We start from the raw sequence: 19,654 nt of genomic DNA, 5'->3' as shown, positions 1-19,654 counted from the left end.
CCGTGTCTCGGGAGCCGCCTGCGCCGCCGGCCTCGGCGCTCCCTGCGAAGGCGCCGGCGGAGGACGTCGGGACCCTTCCTCAATCTGCCTCTGCTCGCGGCCGGTTGAGCTCAAAAGGGGAGGGAGTGCACGTCCGTCACGCCGCCGCCGTGCCCCGACCGTGCGGCGACAGCGGGAACGCTCAACACGACTCTTGCCGTATCGTTCAACAATCCTCTACCTTGGCGTGACCGTACACCGTCAGATGCTCCTTCCCGCTCTCCTCCCCCAGCGAGGTGCAGATGAGCACGCCCCAGGTCCGGCCGAAGCACGACCGACTCCCCGAGGACACCGGCACGTTCGCCTGGCTGCGTGCCCTCGGCCCACGCGGCCGGCGCGCCTTCGGAGGCGCGTTCGGCGGTTACGCCCTCGACTCGTACGACTACTTCACCCTGCCGCTGAGCATGGTGGCGATCTCCGCGTACTTCGGCCTCGACAACGGCAGGACCGGGCTTCTCACCACCGTCACCCTGGTCGTCTCCGCGGTCGGCGGCGCCCTCGCCGGCATCCTCGCGGACCGCGTCGGCCGGGTGAAGGCACTGATGGCGACGGTGATCACGTACGCCGTGTTCACCGTGCTCTGCGGCTTCGCGCCCAACTACGAGACCCTGCTCGTCTTCCGTGCCCTGCAGGGCCTCGGCTTCGGCGGCGAGTGGGCGGTCGGCGCGATCCTCGTCGCCGAGTACGCCACGGCCAAGCACCGCGGCCGCACGCTCGGCGCGGTCCAGAGCGCCTGGGCGGCCGGCTGGGCGCTCGCCGTGATCGTCTACACCCTCGTCTTCCGGTTCGTCGACGCCGACACCGCGTGGCGCGTGCTGTTCTGGACCGGCGCGCTGCCCGCACTGCTGGTGATCTACGTGCGCCGCAATGTGAGCGACGCCCCGAAAGCGGCGGAACTGCGCCGCGCCGGCACCGCGCGCGGATCGTTCACCACGATCTTCAAGAAGGACCTGCTGCGCACCACACTGTTCGCCACACTGCTGTCCACCGGCGTCCAGGGCGGCTACTACACGCTCGCCACCTGGGTCCCCACCTACCTGAAGACCGAGCGCGGGCTGACGGTCGTCGGCACCGGCGGGTATCTCACGTTCCTCATCTCCGGCGCCTTCATCGGCTATCTGACCGGCGGCTACCTCACCGACCGGATCGGCCGGAAGAACAACATCGCGCTGTTCGCCGTGCTGTCCTCGGTGGGGATCCTCGCCTACACCAACATCCCTCCGGGCTCCAACGGTCTGCTGCTGGTGCTCGGTTTCCCGCTCGGGTTCTGCATGTCGGCCATCTTCAGCGGGTTCGGTTCGTTCCTGAGCGAGCTGTACCCGACGGCGGTGCGCGGCACCGGACAGGGCTTCACCTACAACAGCGGCCGCGCGGTGGGCGCGTTCCTGCCCACGCTCGTCGGATTCCTGTCCGACAGCTGGGGCGTGGGCGGTGCCCTGGTCCTGGGCGCCGCCGGCTACGGCCTCGCCGTGCTCGCCCTGACCGGCCTGCCGGAGACGCGCGACCGCGAACTCCTCTGACCTGCCGCACGACGGCCTCGCGCGGCGGGTGACTCGACACCGGCCGGCGCGCCCCGTCAGTCCCCCGTTCCCGGCCCGAGGTGCGCGCCGGGAACGGCCGGTGACATCGCCGCGAGCGCCGCGGACAGGGCGAGTTCCGCGCTGCGGTCGAGGCGGGCGCTCGTGCCGCGGGCCCAGTGGTGCACCTCGTCACCGGCGAGCCGCAGCAGCTGCGGCAGCAGGTCGGTGCAGCGGCGCCCCACCCAGGCCGTGCCCGCCGTCGCCAGCCACAGCAGCGCTGCCGCCGTGGTCGGATGCGGTTGATCGGGCTCGGCGTCCGGTGGGTGGCCGTCGGCGAGACCGCGGGCGGCGAGCAGTTCGTAAAAGCGCCGGGCGAGCATCCGGTGGCCGCGCTCCCCCGGGTGCAGCCGGTCGGCGCTCCACATGGCGCGGTCCGCCACCCATGCCGCGTCGGCCGCGTGCAGGTGAACGGTGTCGTAGCGGTCGGACAGCGCGTGCACCACGGCGTTGACCGCCCGCTGGCGTCGGGCCAGCGGGCGGGCGAGCGGGGCCGGCAGGCCGAACATGGCGCCGGGGTCGGGCAGGCACGCCGTCAGCAGCACGGTCCCGCGGGCGGCGAGGGCGGATGTGACATCGTCCAGCCGCCGGGCGACGTCGGCTATGTCGAACGTGCGGCGCAAGGTGTCGTTCACGCCGACGACGACGGACGCGATGTCCGGTGCGAACGTGAGAGCGGCGGGCTTCTGGACCTCGGCGACGTCCTTACTGAGGGCGCCGCTGACGGCGAGGTTGCGGAAGACCACGGACGTACCGGCGCCGCCGATGGTGCCGGCGAGCAGCGCCGCCCATCCCCTCCGGCCGCCTTCGACGGGATCACCGACGCCGGCGGTCAGCGAGTCTCCGAGCGCCGCGAACCGTACGGTCCGCGCGGCACGGCCGCCGCCGCGCGCCGTACCCGTGCGGCGGGACGGCGCGGCTGGGCCGCCGGGACCGTGGCCCCGCTCGTCCATGGATTCCCCCACCGTCGCGGGTGGCCGGAGGCGGTCGGGCGTCCCGGCCGGGGTCATCGTCTGCTTCCCGGGCCGGACGCCGGGTCCGCGGCCGGCAGCGCCTGGTGTGCCGTGAGGAACGCCGTCACCGACCGCTGCCAGTCGAAGAGTTCGGCCCGCGTCCGTGCAGCGTGGCGGCGCGCCTCCTCCGGGCGCGCGAGGAGGTCCATGACGGCGGCCGCGAAGTCCGCGCCCGTGTCGGCCGCCGCGACTCCCGCGTCGCCCACGACCTCGGGCAGCGCCGACGAGGCGCTGGCGACGACCGGGGTGCCACAGGCCAGTGCTTCGAGGGCGGAGAGCCCGAAGGTCTCGGCCGGCCCCGGCGCCAGGCACACGTCGGCCGCCGCCTGGAGGTCGGCGACCGCCTCCCGGTCGGGGACATGGCCGAGGAAGTGGACAGGCAGCCGGTCCGCGTGTGCCCGGCGTACGAGCGAGGCCTTCAGCGGCCCGTCGCCCGCGACGACCATCGACACCCGCAGGCCCCTCCCGCGCAGTGCGGCGAGCGCGTCGAGGGCGGTAGCGGGACGTTTCTCCACGGACAGCCGCGAACACAGCAGGAGCAGTACGTCGGCTCCCGCCGCGTGCCGGGCGCGCAGCAGCGCGCTGCGCCGCTCCGGCCTGCAGCGCCGCAGGTCGACGCCGAGAGGCGCCCGTACGACATTGCGCGCCCCGATCCTCACGAACTCCCGCTCGGCCCACTCCGTCGTGCAGACGATCCGTGAATAGGCCCATGCGCTGCGGCGGTTCAGCCGGTCCGCGGTGGCGGCGGCGACGGACTCGGAGAGGCCCCAGGTGCGCAGCACTCCGTCGGCGGTCTCGTGCGAGACCATCACCGAGGGGATCCGCCGCCGCCGCGCCCACTCGCCGGTCCAGCGCAGTGTGGTGCGGTCGGAGACCTCGAGCCGGTCGGGCGCCAGTTCCTCCAGCAGTCCGCGCAGCCGGCGCCGCCCGGCGAGCACCCGGTACCCGCCGGTGCCGGGGATCTCCGGCCCGGGCAGGGTGATGACGCGCCCCTGCCCGGTCAGCCGGTCGCTCTCCACCTCACCGGGGACGACGAGCACCGGCTCGTGGCCCGCGGCCGCGTAGCCGCGGCCGAGTTCGGCGAGCGCGGTGCGCAGCCCCCCGGACGAGGGAGTGACGAAGTTCGCCAGACGTACGATGCGCAGCCCGCCTCCCCCGCTCACGCGGCCACCGCCGTACGCGCGCCGAGCACATCGGCGTAGTGGTCGAGCAGCAGGTCCCCGACCACCGCCCAGGTCCGGCCCTCGACCGCGGCCAGCCCGGCACGCCCGTACGCGGCCCGCAGGGCGGGGTCGCCGGCGAGCGCCGCGACCGCCGCGCGTACGGCGTCGGCGCTGTGGGGCTCCACGAGGAGCCCCGTCCGGCCGTGGGCGACGAGGTCGAGCGGGCCGCCGGCGGCCGGCGCGATCACGGGAATCCCGCAGGCCATGGCCTCCTGCACGGTCTGGCAGAACGTCTCGTAGGGGCCGGTGTGCGCGAAGACGTCCAGCGAGGCGAAGATCCGGGCGAGGTCGTCGCCGGTCCGCCGGCCGAGGAAGACGGCGCCGGGCAGGGCGGCGCGCAGTGCCGTCCCGCTGGGGCCGTCGCCGACGACGACGAGCCGTACGCCCGGCAGCGCGCAGACCCCGGCGAGGAGTTCGACGTGCTTCTCGGGTGCGAGCCGGCCGACGTATCCGACGATCACCTCGCCGTCCGGCGCGAGGGTGCGGCGCAGTTCCTCGTCCCGCAGCTGCGGCCGGAAGCGTGTGGTCTCCACTCCGCGCGGCCACAGCCGCACGCGCTGGACACCGTGTTCCTCGAGGTCGCGCACGGCGGCGGTGGACGGCGCGAGCGTGCGGTCGGCGGCGCCGTGCACGGCTCTGATGCGCCGCCACGCGGCACCCTCGCCCGCTCCTACATAGGTGCGGGCGTAGCCGGCCAGGTCCGTCTGGTAGACGGCGACGGCCGGCAGGCCGAGGCGTGCCGCGACGGCCATGCCGCGCACCCCGAGCACGAACGGGCCGGCGAGGTGGACGAGGTCGGCCCGGTGCGCGGTGATCGCCGCCGCGACCCGGCGGCTGGGCAGGGCGACGCGTACCTGCGGATAGCCGGGCAGCGGCAGCGAGGGCACGCGCACCACCGGGTAGGGGGCGGCCGCGTCACAGCTCGTCGCCCCGGCCGTGGCCGGGGCGACGACGAGCGGTTCATGACCGCGGGCGGCGAGATGCCGGGCGGTCTGCTGGGCGCAGTGCGCCACACCGTTGACGTCTGGCGGAAAGGATTCGGTGACGATGACGACACGCATACCCGTGTTGTCGTCGGCCCCGGAGTGGCTGCGCCAACGTGGATCTTTCCGTATGTGGAACGTCCCATGAGCGTTTGTGTCCGGGCCGGGCGTCAACCGGTGTCAGCCGCCGGTCACCCTCCCCCACAGGCATCGGCGGGGCGGGGTGCCGCCGTTCCGCGACGGCAAGGCGGGAGGCCGCCGTTCCGGGACCCCGGGGCGCCGGGGTCCGTCACGGGCCCGTCCGTCACACCGTCGGCCGGTCCGGGCCGATCCGGCTCCGCACGGCGGTCTGCACCTCGGCCTCCTCCGCGGGGTCGGCGGCGAGGCGGCGCAGCCGGTCGGCGACGCGTACGTCACCCGTCTCCGCGTGGCGTGCGGCGACTTCCCTGGTGGTCTCCTCGCAGTCCCACAGGCATTCGACGGCGAAGCCGGTGGCGAAGGAGGGATCGGTCGTGGCGAGGGCCCTGGCGGCGCGGCCCCGCAGATGCGAGGAGGCGGTTTCCCGGTACACATGGCGCAGGACGGGGGCGGCGCAGGCGATGCCGAGCCGTCCCGCCCCGTCGACCAGGGTCCACAGCCGGGGCGAGTCGGGGCCGTCGCCCCGCACCGTCTCGCGCAGGGCGCCGAGGACGAGCTGTGCGTCGGCGGGGACGCCCCGGCAGGCGAGCACGCCGGCCGCGGAGGCGCCCAGGGCGTCGGGGCGGTGCACCCAGGCCCGTGCGCGGTCGACGGCCTCCTCGCCGCACATCCGCTCGAAGGCGGCGACGGCGGCTTCGGCGACGGTCCTCGAACCGGCGCCCACCGCGGCTTCGATCAGGTCGAGGACGACGGGGTCGCGCGACTCGGCGAGGTAGTGGAGGGCGGCGCAGCGCGCGCCGTCCGGGCCGCTGCGGGCCGCCGCGACGATGGCGGGCCGGTCCTCCGGACCCGCGACGGCGGTCAGGCACCGGGCTGCCGGGACGTGCAAGGCGCTGCCTCGCTCCAGGCCCTCGTCCGCCCAGTCCAGGACTGCCTGGACGCTCCAGCCGGGCCGGGGCCCGGAGGGTCGCATCTGGCGCTGCCAGCGGTCGAAGGAGCCCGCTTCCTGTGCGGCCCTGATCCTGGCGCCCACGGCTTCCCGCGCGTCCTCCGCCCACAGCCGCCAGGGCCGCGGCTCGAAGGAGTCGCGCACCGCGGCGGCCAGTTCGGCGTCGCCTTCGGGGGTCGCGGGGAACCGGGACAGGACGGGGAGGGCCAGTGCCCGCAGCCCCGCGTCGTCGTCCCGGAGGGCGAGCTCGTCGAGCGCCCAGGCCCAGTTGGCGCCGTTCCTCGCGTACTGCCGCAGCAGGGCGAGTGCGTCGCCCCTGCCGTAGGAGGCGAGATGTCCGAGCACCGCGAGGGCGAGACCGGTCCGGCACTCCTCGGTGTCGAGGTGGTCGTCGGCGTCGCACAGGTGCCGTTCGATCTCCTCGAGACTGCCGTGGAGATCGAGGTAGAGGCGTGCGTAGTACAGGGAGCGGTTCTCGACCTGCCAGTCGTGGCGGGGGTCGTTGAGCACGCAGTGGTTGAGGGCGGCGAGCGCTTCGGCCCGCGGGGCCGCGAGCGCGTGCAGCGTGCCGTCGCCACGGCCCCTCTGCAGCAGGCCGAGCAAGGTGCCGCTCGGCGCTATGACTGGATCGAACATGGAAAATGCCTCACATCAAGCTGTCGACGCAACCGGGGACTGATGTGCCTAGGCCACGCAGCAGCATGCAGGGCCGCCCGTCGTCGTACGCGTCTTCCGCTCGGTGTAGACCATCTTCCTCTGCCTCTCTTCGGTGGCCCCAGGGGAAACTCCCGGTTGATGTCGTCCGGGATGGGGCTGACGTCATGATGACCCACCCATTTCGCCACCGCGACCACATTTACGGCGCCCCCCGCGGTGGCCCTTGCACAGCGGCCCGCGAGCCGCTCAGCGGCCTTCGAACAGCTCCAGAAGATCCGTCTTCCCGAACATCCGCGCGGTATCCGCCGCGGACGGGGTGCCCGCCTCGGGGTCGGCGCCTCCGGCGAGCAGGGCGCGGATGACGGCGTCCTCCCCCTTGAAGACGGCGCCGGCGAGAGGGGTCTGCCCGCGGTCGTTGGCCCGGTTCGGTTCCGCGCCGCGGGCGAGGAGCGCTTCCACGGCGGCCGCGTGGCCGTGGTAGGCGGCGAGCATGACGAGCGTGTCGCCCTTGTCGTTGGTGAGGTCGGCCGGGACGCCGGCGTCCACGTACGCGGCGAGCGCCTCGGTCTCCCCCTGGCGCGCCAGGTCGAAGACCTTGGTCGCGAGTTCGATCACCTCGGGGTCCGGGACCTCACTCATCGGACGTACCGCCTTTCACCGTTTGACCTGGCCCGCACGGCAGGAGCAGCCGTACGAGTGAATCGACAGGGTACTGCCCGGCGGCCGACATGACGCGGCCCGGCGGTGGCAATGGATCCCGTCGCGGAGGCACTGTGCCGCGCGGTCCGGCCCTCTGCCCGCCGGGCAACGACCGGCCGTCCGCCAGTGCAGTGAAATGCCGAGAATTTCACTCTTTTGCACCTTTTGTCACATAGATACTTTCGGTAAGCCTGGAAGAACTCATGGTGACTGTCCCCTCACCCAGGAGAACCTCATGATTCTGTCCATGTCAGGCGTCGTGCTGCTCGGCATCATCGTCTTCCTGTTCTTCAGGAAGGACGGCCTCAAGGCCTCGCACGCGCTCGTGTCCGCGCTGTTCGGCTTCTTCCTCGCCGGCACCGCGATCGCCCCCAGCATCCAGGCAGGCACGACGAGCCTGGCCGGTCTGCTGGGCGGGATCAAGTTCTGACCGCCTGTCCCTTCGGCACCCACAGGAGACGATGTGGCCCGGCGTCCACTCCCCCGCATTCTGAGCAGCGGCAGCGCGCAGATCACCCGCAGCCGAGAGATCGCGCGCACGGCCGCCGACAGCGCCACGGACGTCCTCCATCCGCTGATCACGGTCTCCCGCGGTCTGCGGAAGCTCGCCGCGAAGGGCCGGCAGAAGTGGGCCGGCACCCCCAAGGAGCGGCGTGGTCCGACCCTGTTCCTTGTCGCCGCCTGCGTCCTGGTGGTCGCGCTCATCCCGTACGGGCCGCTGGTCGCCCTGATCACGGTGATGGCCGCGGCCGCCTGGCAGGGCCGTGCCAGGACCCCGGTCAGGACCGGACCGAACGAGGCGGAGACCGCCCGGCTGCGGGCGCTGTACGAAGCACTCGTCCCGTACTTCTCCGTCCCCGAGGACCCGGCTCCGCTGTTCGCTCACGGCGGGGAGTGGGGCAAGGCCTTCAGTGAGTACGAGTTCGACGGCAACGGCCGCCTCACCCGGCTGCGCGTCACGTATCCCGCGTACTTCACCGACGGCGAGGCCACTGCCCGGGCCCGGATCGAGCAACTGCTGCACGCGAAGTCCGGGCGGGGGCGCGAATATCTCTTCACCTGGGACGAGGAGGGCAACGAGCTCGTGATGAGCGTGCTGCCCGCCCTGTCCACCGGCATCGCCGCCCAGCGCTTCGTCACCGTCCCCGGCGAGACCGTCCTCGGTTTCACCGACGCGGACGCGGTCCAGCGCACGGTGCCGGTCGTCACGGGCGACGGGACCGTCCAGGCGCCCCCGGTCGTCTGGCGCACCGGACCCCGCTCCACGGAGCCGCACCTGCTGGCCGTCGGCGAACCGGGCAGCGGCACCACGACCCTCCTCCGCTCCATCGCCCTGCAGGCGCTGCAGCACGGGGACGTACTGATCGTGGAGGGCAGCGGAACCGGCGAATACGCCTGTCTCGTCGGCCGCGCGGGAGTCCTGGCCGTCGAATGCGGTCTCGCGGGCGCGCTGTCGAGCCTGGAGTGGGCCGCCCACGAGACGGAGCGGCGGCTCATCGCCGCCAACCGGGCCCGGCAGGCCGGGCAGCCGGCCCCGGAGGACACCAGGCGGCCGCTGTGGATCCTGGTGGACCGGCCCAGCGTCTTCGGACACCTGGCCGCGGCCGACGGGCACATGGATCCTCAGGAGCTGCTGTCCGTGCCGCTGCGGCACGGGCGGGCCGCGCAGGTGACGGTGGTCGTCGCCGAGCAGTTCGACAGCGTCGACGCGCTGACCGAGGCGGTACGCACCCACACCCGTGCCCGGGTGGTGCTCGGCGGGGCCGGCGTCGACGACATCCGGTCCGTGCTCGGGGAGACCCCGCGCACCACGCCCGTCTCCGACGTCCCGGCCGGCCGGGGATACGCACGGCTGGGCAACGGCCCGGTCCTGCGGCTCCAGGTCCCGGCTACACCCGACCCGTTCGACGACGCGACGGCGGAGGCCCACCGGCAGGCGGTCCTGGCCCTCCTGCCTCCCGGGCCGGACACCCCCGAAGCTCCCCCGGCGCCGCCGGTGATCCCGGCGAAGCCGCTCTGTCCGCCCACGGTCCCGGCGGAGCCCTGAGCTGCCCGGCACAACGCTGTCGGACCGGGCGATCGCCCGGTCCGACAGCGTCACGGAGCGGCACCAGGGCTACGCCACGAACGTGCGCGGGGCCTCCGTGCCCGTCGTCGCCCCCTTGGAGACCAGGCGTGCCGCCGCGGCGAGGCGGGCCGCCGCCTCCTCCGCGACCGGGCCGCCGACGGTGAACGGCAGGCGTACGTAGCCCTCGAAAGCGCCGTCGACCCCGAAGCGCGGGCCCGACGGAACCCGGACGCCGACGCGCTCGCCGACCTCGGCGAGGCGGGAGCCGGAGAGGCCGCCGGTGCGGACCCAGAGGGTGAGGCCGCCGCGCGGGACGTCGAACTCCCAGGCCGGCAGTTCCCTGCGCACCGCGGCGACGAGCGCGTCACGGTTGTCGCGGGCCTGCTCCCGGCGAATGGAGACGGCCTCTGTCCAGCCTCCGGTGCGCATCAGCCAGTTGATGGCGAGCTGCTCCAGGACGGGCGTGCCGAGGTCGGCGTAGGCGCGGGCGGCGACGAGTGAGCGGATCACGTCGGGGGCGGCGCGGACCCAGCCGATCCGCATGCCCGCCCAGAAGGCCTTGCTGGCAGAGCCGACGGTCAGGACGGTGGAGCCCGCGGGGTCGAACGAGCAGACGGGCGGGGGCATCTCGATGTCGGGGTCAAGGTGCAGTTCCGACATGGTCTCGTCGACGACGAGCACCGTCCCGGCCGAGCGGGCGGCCTCGACCAGGGCCCGGCGCTGGTGCTCGTCGGCGAGGGCGCCGGTGGGGTTGTGGAAGTCGGCGACGACATACGCGAGGCGGGGCGCGGCGTCGCGCAGCACCTGGCGCCAGCGGTTCAGCTCCCAGCCGGTGAGGCCTTCGGCCATGGCGACGGGCACGAGCCGTGCACCGGCCTCGCGCATCAGCTGGAGGATGTTGGCGTAGGAGGGCGATTCGACGGCGATGCGTTCGCCGCGGCCGGCGAACAGGTGGCAGATCGCGTCGATGGCGCCCATCGCGCCGGTGGTGACCATGATCTGTTCCGGCATGGTCGGGATGCCGCGTTCCGTGTAGCGGTCGGCGAGCATCTGGCGCAGGGCGGGCAGACCGGCGGGGTAGTCGCCGTGGGTGTGGGCGTAGGGCGGCAGCTCCTCGAGGGCGCCCTGGACGGACCGGGTCAGCCACGGCTCCGGTGCCGGCAGGGCGGCACAGCCCAGGTCGATCATGGAGCCGAGCGACTCCGGCGGCAGGGGCTCGAGTCCGCGGGCGGGCAGCGGGTTCCCGGCGGGCACGGCGGTCCAGCTGCCGGCGCCCCTGCGGGACTCGAGGAAGCCCTCGCCTCGCAGCGCCTCGTACGCGGCGGCGACGGTGGTGCGGCTGACCGAGAGGGACAGCGCCAGTTCGCGTTCCGCGGGCAGCCGTGCCGCGACCGGCACGCGGCCCTCGAGGACGAGCAGGCGGATGCCGTCGGCGAGCGCGCGGTACGCCGGCGGCTTACGGGTGCCGGGTCCGGCGGGGCGCGCCTGCTGGGAGGTGAGCTGTCGGGCGAGCTGGGCCGCGCCCACGGCAGAAGTCCACTGCGTCATGGAAGTCGGTCCACCTTCCTCGAATTGGCCATGGTTGCCGGTCGTTCCATAGCCACAGAGTGTCATGCGTCAGTCCACGAACACCAGACAGGGGGCGCCATCGTGTCCGCGCATCTCACCCGCCGACTGCTTCAGCTGTACGTCGGCCTCGCGCTGTACGGAGCGAGTTCCGCCTTGCTGGTGCGGGCCGGGCTCGGCCTCGAACCGTGGGGGGTGCTGCATCAGGGGCTGGCCGAGCTGACCGGGCTGACGATCGGCGTGGTGTCGATCATCGTGGGCGCCGTGGTGCTGCTGCTGTGGATACCGATCCGGCAGCGGCCCGGCCTCGGGACCGTGTCCAACGTGTTCGTCATCGGCATCGCCATGGACGCCACCCTGTCCCTCGTACCGCAGGTGACGGCGCTCGCCGGGCAGATCCCGCTGATGGCCGCGGGCATCGTGCTCAACGGCGCGGCGACGGGTCTCTACATCGCGGCCCGTTTCGGGCCGGGCCCGCGGGACGGCCTGATGACCGGCCTGCACCGGCTGACGGGCCGCTCGATCCGGCTGGTGCGCACCGCGATCGAGGTCGCCGTCGTCGCGACCGGGTTCGCGCTCGGTGGTTCCGTCGGCATCGGGACGGTGGCGTACGCGCTGGCGATCGGCCCGCTGGCGCAGCTGTTCCTGCGCCTGTTCGCCGTTCAGGAGAGGGACGGGCGCAGCACCGTGGTCGCCACCGGGTCACCCTCGCAGGCCATACTGCCGCGGTGACCCGCATACGCCATCCCTATCTGGACCACCCCGCCACGCTCGCCTTCGCCCACCGCGGCGGGGCGGCCGACGGCATCGAGAACACCGCGGAGGCCTTCCGGCGGGCCGCCGCGGCCGGATACCGCTACTTCGAGACCGATGTGCACACGACGGCGGACGGACACCTCGTCGCCTTCCACGACACCACGCTGGACCGGGTGACCGACGCCAGAGGGCGGATCGCCGCCCTGCCGTGGAGCGAGGTACGCAGGGCGAGGGTGGCGGGCCGCGAGCCGCTGGCGCTGTTCGAGGAGCTGCTGGAGGAGTTCCCCGAGGCCCGGTGGAACGTGGACCTGAAGGCGGAGTCCGCGCTGGCGCCGCTGGTGGAGCTGATCCGCCGCACCGCGGCGTGGGACCGGGTGTGCGTCGGCTCGTTCTCCGAGGCCCGGGTGGCGCGGGCGACGCGGCTCGCGGGTCCGCGCCTGGCGACCTCGTACGGGGTGCGGGGCGTGCTCGGCCTGCGGCTCGGTTCGTACGGGATACCGGCCGCGGTGCGCAGCGGGGCGGTATGCGCGCAGGTGCCGGAGACGCAGGGCGGGATCCGCGTGGTGGACCGGCGGTTCGTGCGCGCGGCCCACGAGCGGGGTCTGCAGGTCCATGTGTGGACGGTGAACGACGCCGACCGGATGGCCCGGCTCCTGGACCTTGGCGTGGATGGCATCATGACCGATCATCTTGAGACGTTGCGCACGGTGCTGACCGACCGGGGAGTGTGGGTCTGATCGCGCCCGCGCGGCCGCGGGGGCACCGGCGTCTGCGGCGGCATGAGCGAGGGGGCGCCGAGTGAGTGCGGAGACGGCGGAAAGCACCGAGGGCACCGGCGATGACGACGGCGCACGCAGACGCGAGCAACGGGGCTGGTACTTCTACGACTTCGCGTGCTCCGTCTATTCGACGAGCGTGCTCACGGTCTTCCTCGGGCCCTATCTGACGTCGGTGGCGAAGGCCGCGGCGGACGCCGAGGGCTTCGTCCATCCCCTTGGCATCCCGGTGCGGGCGGGCTCCGTCTTCCCGTACGCGGTGTCGGTCTCCGTGCTTCTCGCGGTGCTGATCATGCCGTTCGCCGGGGCGGCCGCGGACCGTACGGGCCGCAAGAAGCCGCTGCTCGCCGTCGCCGCGTACGTGGGGGCGGCGGCGACGACCGGAATGTTCTTCCTGGACGGCGACCGGTATCTGCTGGGCGCGCTCCTGCTGATCGTGGCGAACGCGGCGCTGGCCGTGTCGATGGTCCTCTACAACGCGTATCTCCCGCAGATCGCCGGCCCTGACGAGCGTGACGCGGTGTCGTCGCGCGGCTGGGCCTTCGGCTACACGTCCGGCGCCCTCGTGCTGGTGCTGAACCTGATCGTCTACTCGGGCCACGAGTCGTTCGGCCTCTCTGAGGGCGACGCGGTCCGCATCTGCCTGGCTTCGGCCGGTCTCTGGTGGGGCGCCTTCACACTGATACCGCTGCGCCGGCTGCGCGACCGCAGGATCGCGCCGTCCGGCGAGGGCGCGGTCGGCTCCGGATGGCGGCAGCTCGTCGCGACGCTCCGGGACATGCGCCGGCATCCGCTGACCCTCTCCTTCCTGCTGGCGTACCTCGTCTACAACGACGGCGTGCAGACGGTCATCTCGCAGGCCTCCGTCTACGGCTCGGAGGAACTGGACCTGGACCAGACCACCCTGATCACCGCGGTGCTGCTGGTGCAGGTGCTGGCGGTCGCGGGGGCACTGGGCATGGGCCGGCTGGCCCGTTCGTACGGGGCGAAGCGCACGATCCTCGCCTCGCTCGCGGTGTGGACCCTGATCCTGGCGGCGGGGTACTTCCTGCCCGCCGGCGAGCCGGTGTGGTTCTACTGCCTCGCGGCCGGCATCGGACTGGTCCTGGGCGGCAGCCAGGCGCTGTCGCGGTCGCTGTTCTCCCATCTCGTGCCCCGGGGCAAGGAGGCGGAGTACTTCTCGGCCTACGAGATGAGCGACAGGGGACTCAGCTGGCTCGGACCGCTCGTGTTCGGTCTGGCGTATCAGATGTCGGGCAGCTACCGTGACGCGATCATCTCTTTGGTGATCTTCTTCGGAGTGGGATTCGTGCTGCTCGCGAGGGTTCCCGTGAGGCGTGCGGTGGCCGCCGCGGGGAACCCGGTACCGGAGCGGATTTAGACGCCTGAGTGAAAGGCCGGTAGTGTACGCCTTTGGCTTGCCAGGCGGACCGTTACTGCGTGCTGGAACAGTGAAATCAATGGGTGACACTTTCTGTCAGATGTGACAAACCGGGCACTGGTGGGTACCCCAACCAATGGCAAAGCAGCGGCACGACGGGCGACGCATGACCCGGAACGGGAATCTTTACCGCCGACCGGACGTTGACCGGATGACGACGACAGCGACACCTGTCCTGTGGGCGACAAGCCCGGGAGGCACGATTCATGAGTGAGCGAGCTCTCCGCGGCACGCGACTTGTGGTTACCAGCTACGAGACGGACCGCGGCATCGACCTGGCCCCGCGCCAGGCGGTGGAGTACGCATGCCAGAACGGACATCGTTTTGAGATGCCGTTCTCGGTCGAGGCGGAAATTCCGCCGGAGTGGGAGTGCAAGGCGTGTGGCGCCCAGGCACTCCTGGTCGACGGGGACGGCCCCGAAGAGAAGAAGGGCAAGCCGGCGCGCACGCACTGGGACATGCTGATGGAGCGGCGTACCCGCGAGGAGCTGGAAGAGGTGCTGGCCGAACGGCTGGCGGTCCTTCGTTCCGGCGCCATGAACATCGCGGTGCACCCGCGCGACAGCCGCAAGTCCGCGTAGCGCGTTCAGGCGCGCGAAGCGAGCAGCACGAGAGCCGCGGCCGGCCCACACACCGTGTGGGCCGGCCGCGGCTCTCGTCGTGTTCGCACCCGTGGACCTCGGGCCTTCGCGCGGCCCCGTGCGGCGCCCGCCGTCATGGAAGGGCCGCGCCGGGGCGCGGGATCAGGGGGTCAGGGCGCCAGCGGTGGCCGCTGCCCGGGTTCGTCGTCGCGGGGCCGCGTGCCGTCCTCGCGGATGACCTCGCCCTGGACGACCTTGCCGTCCGGGCGGCGCATGCGAGCCTGCTGGAACGCGTCGCCGAGGCCGCCGGCCCTCGCGGCGTTCATCCGCCGCTCCAGCGAGCGTTCGGCGGCCCGGCCGAGCCGGGTCCGGACCGGCGGCACCAGAAGCAGCAGCCCGGCCACGTCCGAGACGAGGCCCGGCAGCATCAGCAGCAGACCGCCGAGCATCAGCAGTCCGTTGCCCTCGGCGCGCCCCGGCGGCACGGCCTCCTGGCTGCCCGGCTGCTGCTGAAGCGTCGCGGTGAGGTTGGCGAAGGCCCGCCGCCCCGCCCTCTTGACCACCACGGCACCGAGCACCGCGGCGCCGACGAGGAGCCCGAGGACGGCGAAGCCGCCGGCGGCGTCCGCCACGACGGTCAGTAGCCAGATCTCCAGGACCAGCCAGGCGGCGATGGCCAAGGGGACGAAAGTGCGGGCGCGGGAGCGCCTCGGGGCGGTCGGGGGCGGTGCGCCGGTCGTCATGCTCCCAGTGTGCCTGGGCGCCTGCCGGAGCGGCGTAAGGGGGTTGTCAGGAAGATCGGGGAGGCCGGGGCGGTGACGCCTTGCGGCCGAGGAGGCGGCCGGCCCGCTCCTCCACTCCCCACGCGGTGACGCGCCAGAGGGCCTCGACGACGATGTCCCTGTTCATCTTCGAGTCGCCGAGCTCCCTCTCGACGAAGGTGATCGGGACCTCGACGACATGGAATCCGGCGGCCACGGCCCGCCGGGCCAGGTCGACCTGGAAGCAGTAGCCCTGCGAGGCGACGTCGTCGAGGCCGAGGCCTTCCAGGGTCTCGGCACGGAAGGCCCGGAACCCGCCCGTGACGTCCCTCAGCGGCACACCGAGCAGCAGCCGGGAGTAGGTGCTGCCGCCGCGCGAGAGGATCTCGCGGTGCTTGGGCCAGTTCACGACACGCCCGCCGGGCACCCAGCGGGACCCGAGGACGAGATCGGCGCCCTTGAGGGCGGTCAGCAGCCTGGGCAGCTCCTCGGGCTGGTGGGAGCCGTCGGCGTCCATCTCGACCAGGACGCCGTAGTCGTGCTCGATGCCCCAGCGGAAGCCGGCCAGGTAGGCGGCGCCGAGCCCCTCCTTGCCCTTGCGGTGCAGGACGTGCACCTGCTCGTCCTGCACGGCGAGCTCGTCGGCGAACTTGCCCGTGCCGTCGGGGCTGTTGTCGTCGGCGACGAGCACGTCGGCGTCGGGCACGGCGGCGCGCACCCGGGAGACGATCGACCGGATGTTCTCGGCTTCGTTGTAGGTGGGAATGATCACCAACGCTCGGCCGAGCGGGCCGTACCGCCTCCCCTGGGGTCCACCATGGGGAACCGCACCACCGTCGTTCACTGCTGCCCCTTAAAGTCCGTCGCAGAGCCCAACCATAGCGAGCCCCGGCGGGGCGCTTCCGGCGGCACGGATCTTCCCGGCGGCGACGGGGCGACGAGGACACCGAGCGGGGGACGGAACGGCCCGCGGCCCGGCCGGACGCAGCGGATCGGGCCCGGCGTCCTTCGGGCCGACCTGGGGCCCGCTGGCTGCGGGTCGACCGAGAGCCGTTGTCTACTGAACGCCGGGCCCCACCCGGGTCGCACCTGCCGGCCGGCGGAAACCTTCCCTCTGCCCCCGAGGCGCGGGCGCTGAACCTGGCTCCCAGCGGTGGTGCGCCGGTGCGGCACACCACCCCATGACCCAGCGGCGTTCGACGACTTGCGTGGAGGTTGCCGGTCGGAGTTCTTCGGTGGACTGTCCCGAACCTACCGGCCGGTGGGCGCTCGCTGTCAACAGTCGCCTGATCAGCGAGAATTACCGGAACCGCCAGGTCAGGGGCGAAGATCCGCAGGTCGAGGCGGAGCGGCGGGAATGCGGCCCGGCGGTGCGAAATGTCCTTACGTCACCCGTTCGGTCCCTCGAAGACTGTTCGTCCGCCCACCACTGTCCGCACGCAAACGGGCAGTTCGGCGCCGGGGCCGAGGTCGGGCAGGCCGGGCGTGCCGGAGCGCGGGTCGGTGGACCAGCGGGCGACCCGGTCGTCGGGCGCCTGGACGATCAGTGCCCCGGTCCGCCAGACCGCGTAGTCGGCCGGGGCGCCCGGCACGAGCACACCGGCGTCGTCGTGGCCGACGGCACGCCAGCCGCCACGGGTATGGGCCGTGAAGGCGGCCCGTACGGAGATGCGGTGCTCGGGCGTCCGGTGGAAGGCGGCGGCCCGTACCGTGCCCCACGGGTCGAGGGGGGTCACCGGGCTGTCGGAGCCGAAGGCGAGCGGCACCCCGGCGCGCAGCAGCGCCGCGTAGGGGTTGAGGGTACGGGCCCGCTCGGCACCCAGACGCTCGGCGTACATGCCGTCCTCGCCGCCCCAGGCCGCGTCGAAGGCGGGCTGGACGGATGCGGTGAGCCCGAACTCGGCGAAGGCGGCGATGGTTTCCGGGGTGAGCATCTCGGCGTGCTCGATCCGGTGCCTCGCGGCACGGACCCGCTCGAGCCCGAGCAGGTCGGCCGCCGCACGCACACCGTCGACGACCGCGCTCAGGGCGGCGTCGCCGATGGCGTGGAACCCGGCCTGCAGCCCGGCCCGGGTGCAGGCGGTCACATGGGCGGCGACGGCCCCCGCGTCGAGATGCGCGCTGCCGCTGGTGGCCGGGGCGTCGGCGTACGGGGCGTGCAGGCAGGCGGTGTGCGAGCCGAGGGAGCCGTCGACGAACAGGTCCCCTGCCGCGCCGGAGGCGCCGAGTTCGCGGATGCGCAGGGCGTCCTTCTCGTCGGCGACCTGCTCTGCCCAGTAGCCCACGACCCGGGGTCCCGGCTCCGCGCGGGAGAGCGCGAGCAGGGAGGTGAAGTCGGCCTCGTCGGAGATCTCGGGGCCCGCGCACTCGTGGATGCTGCCGATGCCGAGGGACGCGGCGCGGGAGAGCGCTTCCCGCTGCGCCGCCCGCCGTTGGGCGGGGGTGACGGCCGCGTGCGCGGCGGCGCGCACGGCGTGGTGGGCCGCCGCGGTCAGCGGGGCGTCGGGGTGGAAGCCGGCCAGACCGGTGACGCCGGGGACGAGATCCAGCAACGCGGTGGTGACCACCGCCGAGTGGACGTCGACCCGCGGCAGGTACAACGGTCGTCCGCCGGCCGCCTCGTCGAGTTCCGCGCGGCTCGGGGGCCGCCGCTCGGGCCAGCGCGTCGCGTCCCAGCCGTGCCCGAGGAGGACCTGGCCGGCGGCGGGGTGGGCGGCGCCGTACTCCCGTACGAGGCGGAGGGCCTCGGCGAGCGAGGCCGCACCTGACAGGTCGAGGCCGGTGAGGGCGAGGCCGGTCGAGGTGGTGTGCACGTGGGCGTCGGTGAACGCGGGGGTGACCAGGGCCCCTTCGAGGTCGACCACTTCGTCGACACCGGTGGCGAAGGCGTCGGCGGCGCCTTCCGAGCCCACCCAGGCGACGTGTCCCTTCTCGACGACCATCGCGGTGGCGAAGGGGTCGGCGGGGCTGTGGACTTCTCCACCGCGCAGCAGCACGGTGCGGTGTTCGCTCTGGGGGGCGGTGCTCTCGGTCATGGGGCAAGCCTAGAGAGCCGGTGGGCACGCCCCGTACCGGGCCGGTGGTCCGTTGGCCGCTGCCCGTGGACCACCGGGTGTCAGATCCGCGGCGGGCGGGCCTCGTACGGGGTGGAGAGGACGACCGTCGTGCGGGTGGAGACGCCGGAGAGCGAGCGGATGCGGGTGAGCAGGTGCTCCAGTTCGAGGGGGGTCGAGACGCGCACCTTGAGGATGTAGTTCTCGTCGCCGGCGACGCTGTGGCAGGCCTCGATCTCGGGCACGCCGGCGAGCCGGTCCGCGATGTCGTCGGGAGCGCTGGGGTCGAACGGCTTCACCGAGATGAACGCGGTGAGCGGCAGCCCGACGGCCTCCGGGTCGACGACCGCCGCGTAGCCGCGGATGACGCCCCGCTGCTCGAGGCGGCGGACGCGCTGGTGCACCGCCGATGTGGACAGGCCGGTGGCCTTGCCCAGGTCGGTGTAGCTCATCCGCCCGTCCTTGACGAGCAGGTCCACGATCTGACGATCCAGCTCCTCCATGCGGATCAACCTATGGCCCTGGATCGCTTCCGGCACAGTCCCGGAGCGTCCGGACGGGCACCAGAGGCCCCCATGTGACCAACGCCACAGGTTTGCCCGGCCGATGCGCCGTGACCCCACGGTTACCCGACCTGCACGGTGGGCATTGCTTGCTGTGGTCGAGGCCGCACATGCCTGGTCGGCCCATCCAAGGGGGAGATTCTCCATGCAGAGTGTCAAGACTGTGTCTTCCAAGTCCGGACGTACCGAACCGGAGCCTGTTGATCCGGCCGAGCCGGCGGAGACGGACGTCCTGGACGCGTACGACACCTTCGAGATGTACCGGGTGATCTGCCCGGACTGCGCTCAGCCGATCGCGCTGCTGGCGGACGAGGACGTCCTGCCGGAGCACGCGCTGTGCCCCACCCCGTGGAACCCGTTCGGGCTGACGGTCTGCTCGGGCACCGGCCGGGACGCCTCCCTCGCCCGTCCCGCCGACGAGACGCTGGAGGTCCAGGAGCAGGACACCGCGCTCCTGCTGACGCTGCCGCAGGGCCTGGACTGGCGTACCCAGCCGTTCTCGCACGTCGGTGGCCCCGGCTCGCGGCCGCTGAAGGTGCCGCCGATGCGGCGGGCCGCCTGAACGACGTGCCCCGGGGAGCCCGACGCGCTCCCCGGACCGCGGGTGTGACGGACACGCCGGACAAGGAGCGTGACGGCCCGCGCCGGACACCGGGCGTGACCGCCACGCGCCCCGGGGGCCGCACGTGCCCCCGGCGTCGATGAACACGACCGCAGACATGTGCCGGGGCCGCCCGCGCTCCGGCCGATGAAACACGATCCGCACGTGTGCCCGGGGCGCCGCACGCGCTCCCGGTGCCGACGAACACGA

At 73.1% G+C, this 19,654-nt stretch carries 18 protein-coding genes; 8 read left to right on the top strand and 10 right to left on the bottom strand.

Annotation, left to right across the window (positions count from 1 at the left end):
- Window positions 1–281 precede the first annotated feature (281 nt).
- Window positions 282–1,559: an MFS transporter gene (locus AB0K36_RS17055; RefSeq protein ID WP_364594448.1), complete on the top strand. Its 1,278-nt coding sequence runs from the start codon at window positions 282–284 to the stop codon at window positions 1,557–1,559.
- A 56-nt stretch (window positions 1,560–1,615) separates the two neighbouring features.
- Here the strand turns inward: AB0K36_RS17055 and AB0K36_RS17050 are convergent, their stop codons facing one another.
- From AB0K36_RS17050 to AB0K36_RS17030, 5 genes are all read right to left on the bottom strand, one after another.
- Window positions 1,616–2,569, bottom strand: a complete 954-nt coding sequence (locus AB0K36_RS17050) for an SGNH/GDSL hydrolase family protein (RefSeq protein ID WP_364594445.1) — start codon at window positions 2,567–2,569, stop codon at window positions 1,616–1,618.
- 53 nt (window positions 2,570–2,622) lie between these two features.
- Window positions 2,623–3,792, bottom strand: coding sequence for a glycosyltransferase (locus AB0K36_RS17045; protein ID WP_364594442.1), 1,170 nt, complete (start codon window positions 3,790–3,792; stop codon window positions 2,623–2,625).
- Window positions 3,789–4,913, bottom strand: a complete 1,125-nt coding sequence (locus AB0K36_RS17040) for a glycosyltransferase family 4 protein (RefSeq protein ID WP_364594439.1) — start codon at window positions 4,911–4,913, stop codon at window positions 3,789–3,791. Before AB0K36_RS17040 ends, AB0K36_RS17045 begins: the two co-directional genes overlap by 4 nt.
- Before the next feature lie 226 nt (window positions 4,914–5,139).
- Window positions 5,140–6,558 carry a HEAT repeat domain-containing protein gene (locus AB0K36_RS17035; protein WP_364594436.1) on the bottom strand — a complete coding sequence of 473 codons (1,419 nt, stop codon included), beginning with the start codon at window positions 6,556–6,558 and terminating at the stop codon, window positions 5,140–5,142.
- 267 nt (window positions 6,559–6,825) lie between these two features.
- Window positions 6,826–7,218 carry an ankyrin repeat domain-containing protein gene (locus AB0K36_RS17030; RefSeq protein ID WP_189473665.1) on the bottom strand — a complete coding sequence of 131 codons (393 nt, stop codon included), beginning with the start codon at window positions 7,216–7,218 and terminating at the stop codon, window positions 6,826–6,828.
- 295 nt (window positions 7,219–7,513) lie between these two features.
- Between AB0K36_RS17030 and AB0K36_RS17025 the strand changes: the two genes are divergently transcribed.
- Together AB0K36_RS17025 and AB0K36_RS17020 are read left to right on the top strand one after the other, a co-directional pair.
- The gene (locus tag AB0K36_RS17025; RefSeq protein ID WP_005320068.1) at window positions 7,514–7,708 is read left to right on the top strand and encodes a hypothetical protein; all 195 of its coding nucleotides are present in this window, start codon (window positions 7,514–7,516) and stop codon (window positions 7,706–7,708) included.
- A 33-nt stretch (window positions 7,709–7,741) separates the two neighbouring features.
- Window positions 7,742–9,325 carry a hypothetical protein gene (locus AB0K36_RS17020; RefSeq protein WP_364594432.1) on the top strand — a complete coding sequence of 528 codons (1,584 nt, stop codon included), beginning with the start codon at window positions 7,742–7,744 and terminating at the stop codon, window positions 9,323–9,325.
- 69 nt (window positions 9,326–9,394) lie between these two features.
- On the opposite strand, the gene AB0K36_RS17015 is transcribed toward AB0K36_RS17020, so the two are convergent.
- Window positions 9,395–10,894 (bottom strand): SCO1417 family PLP biosynthesis transcription factor, encoded by a 1,500-nt coding sequence (locus AB0K36_RS17015; protein ID WP_364594430.1) that lies wholly within the window; start codon window positions 10,892–10,894, stop codon window positions 9,395–9,397.
- Window positions 10,895–10,924: 30 nt separating this feature from the next.
- Here AB0K36_RS17015 and yczE point away from each other — a divergent pair, with 30 nt between their 5' ends.
- From yczE to AB0K36_RS16995, 4 genes are all read left to right on the top strand, one after another.
- Complete coding sequence (gene yczE / locus AB0K36_RS17010; protein ID WP_364594468.1) at window positions 10,925–11,644, top strand: membrane protein YczE; 720 nt, start codon at window positions 10,925–10,927, stop codon at window positions 11,642–11,644.
- Entirely contained in the window at window positions 11,641–12,405 is a 765-nt protein-coding gene (locus tag AB0K36_RS17005; RefSeq protein WP_364594427.1) for a glycerophosphodiester phosphodiesterase family protein, read from the top strand. The genes yczE and AB0K36_RS17005 overlap by 4 nt, the downstream gene beginning before the upstream one ends.
- A gap of 61 nt (window positions 12,406–12,466) precedes the next feature.
- Window positions 12,467–13,825 carry an MFS transporter gene (locus tag AB0K36_RS17000; RefSeq protein WP_364594424.1) on the top strand — a complete coding sequence of 453 codons (1,359 nt, stop codon included), beginning with the start codon at window positions 12,467–12,469 and terminating at the stop codon, window positions 13,823–13,825.
- Window positions 13,826–14,091: 266 nt separating this feature from the next.
- Window positions 14,092–14,466: an RNA polymerase-binding protein RbpA gene (locus AB0K36_RS16995; RefSeq protein WP_003959706.1), complete on the top strand. Its 375-nt coding sequence runs from the start codon at window positions 14,092–14,094 to the stop codon at window positions 14,464–14,466.
- Window positions 14,467–14,636: 170 nt separating this feature from the next.
- Here AB0K36_RS16995 and fxsA read toward each other — a convergent pair whose 3' ends face one another.
- The 4 genes from fxsA to AB0K36_RS16975 form a co-directional block, all read right to left on the bottom strand.
- Window positions 14,637–15,209: an FxsA family membrane protein gene (gene fxsA, locus AB0K36_RS16990; protein WP_364594421.1), complete on the bottom strand. Its 573-nt coding sequence runs from the start codon at window positions 15,207–15,209 to the stop codon at window positions 14,637–14,639.
- Window positions 15,210–15,255: 46 nt separating this feature from the next.
- Window positions 15,256–16,071, bottom strand: a complete 816-nt coding sequence (locus tag AB0K36_RS16985) for a polyprenol monophosphomannose synthase (protein ID WP_189473659.1) — start codon at window positions 16,069–16,071, stop codon at window positions 15,256–15,258.
- Window positions 16,072–16,615: 544 nt separating this feature from the next.
- Window positions 16,616–18,262 carry an amidohydrolase gene (locus tag AB0K36_RS16980; RefSeq protein WP_364594418.1) on the bottom strand — a complete coding sequence of 549 codons (1,647 nt, stop codon included), beginning with the start codon at window positions 18,260–18,262 and terminating at the stop codon, window positions 16,616–16,618.
- An 80-nt stretch (window positions 18,263–18,342) separates the two neighbouring features.
- Window positions 18,343–18,783 (bottom strand): Lrp/AsnC family transcriptional regulator, encoded by a 441-nt coding sequence (locus AB0K36_RS16975; protein WP_159693926.1) that lies wholly within the window; start codon window positions 18,781–18,783, stop codon window positions 18,343–18,345.
- Window positions 18,784–18,988: 205 nt separating this feature from the next.
- On the opposite strand from AB0K36_RS16975, the gene AB0K36_RS16970 reads away from it, so the two are divergent.
- Complete coding sequence (locus AB0K36_RS16970; protein WP_364594415.1) at window positions 18,989–19,405, top strand: hypothetical protein; 417 nt, start codon at window positions 18,989–18,991, stop codon at window positions 19,403–19,405.
- The last annotated feature ends 249 nt before the right edge of the window (window positions 19,406–19,654 follow it).

Source organism: Streptomyces kurssanovii (assembly GCF_040677245.1).
In the GTDB taxonomy this organism is placed as follows: domain Bacteria; phylum Actinomycetota; class Actinomycetes; order Streptomycetales; family Streptomycetaceae; genus Streptomyces; species Streptomyces kurssanovii.
This window is presented reverse-complemented; position numbering and strand designations above follow the sequence as displayed.

Coding starts and splice junctions, on each gene's coding strand:
- AB0K36_RS17025 (WP_005320068.1), top strand. CDS start 7,514: ATGATTCTGTCCATGTCAGGCGTCGTGCTGCTCGGCATCATCGTCTTC.
- AB0K36_RS17050 (WP_364594445.1), bottom strand. CDS start 2,569: ATGGACGAGCGGGGCCACGGTCCCGGCGGCCCAGCCGCGCCGTCCCGC.
- AB0K36_RS16970 (WP_364594415.1), top strand. CDS start 18,989: ATGCAGAGTGTCAAGACTGTGTCTTCCAAGTCCGGACGTACCGAACCG.
- AB0K36_RS17055 (WP_364594448.1), top strand. CDS start 282: ATGAGCACGCCCCAGGTCCGGCCGAAGCACGACCGACTCCCCGAGGAC.
- AB0K36_RS17040 (WP_364594439.1), bottom strand. CDS start 4,913: ATGCGTGTCGTCATCGTCACCGAATCCTTTCCGCCAGACGTCAACGGT.
- AB0K36_RS17015 (WP_364594430.1), bottom strand. CDS start 10,894: ATGACGCAGTGGACTTCTGCCGTGGGCGCGGCCCAGCTCGCCCGACAG.
- fxsA (WP_364594421.1), bottom strand. CDS start 15,209: ATGACGACCGGCGCACCGCCCCCGACCGCCCCGAGGCGCTCCCGCGCC.
- AB0K36_RS17035 (WP_364594436.1), bottom strand. CDS start 6,558: ATGTTCGATCCAGTCATAGCGCCGAGCGGCACCTTGCTCGGCCTGCTG.
- AB0K36_RS16975 (WP_159693926.1), bottom strand. CDS start 18,783: ATGGAGGAGCTGGATCGTCAGATCGTGGACCTGCTCGTCAAGGACGGG.
- yczE (WP_364594468.1), top strand. CDS start 10,925: ATGGTTGCCGGTCGTTCCATAGCCACAGAGTGTCATGCGTCAGTCCAC.
- AB0K36_RS16980 (WP_364594418.1), bottom strand. CDS start 18,262: ATGACCGAGAGCACCGCCCCCCAGAGCGAACACCGCACCGTGCTGCTG.
- AB0K36_RS17030 (WP_189473665.1), bottom strand. CDS start 7,218: ATGAGTGAGGTCCCGGACCCCGAGGTGATCGAACTCGCGACCAAGGTC.
- AB0K36_RS16995 (WP_003959706.1), top strand. CDS start 14,092: ATGAGTGAGCGAGCTCTCCGCGGCACGCGACTTGTGGTTACCAGCTAC.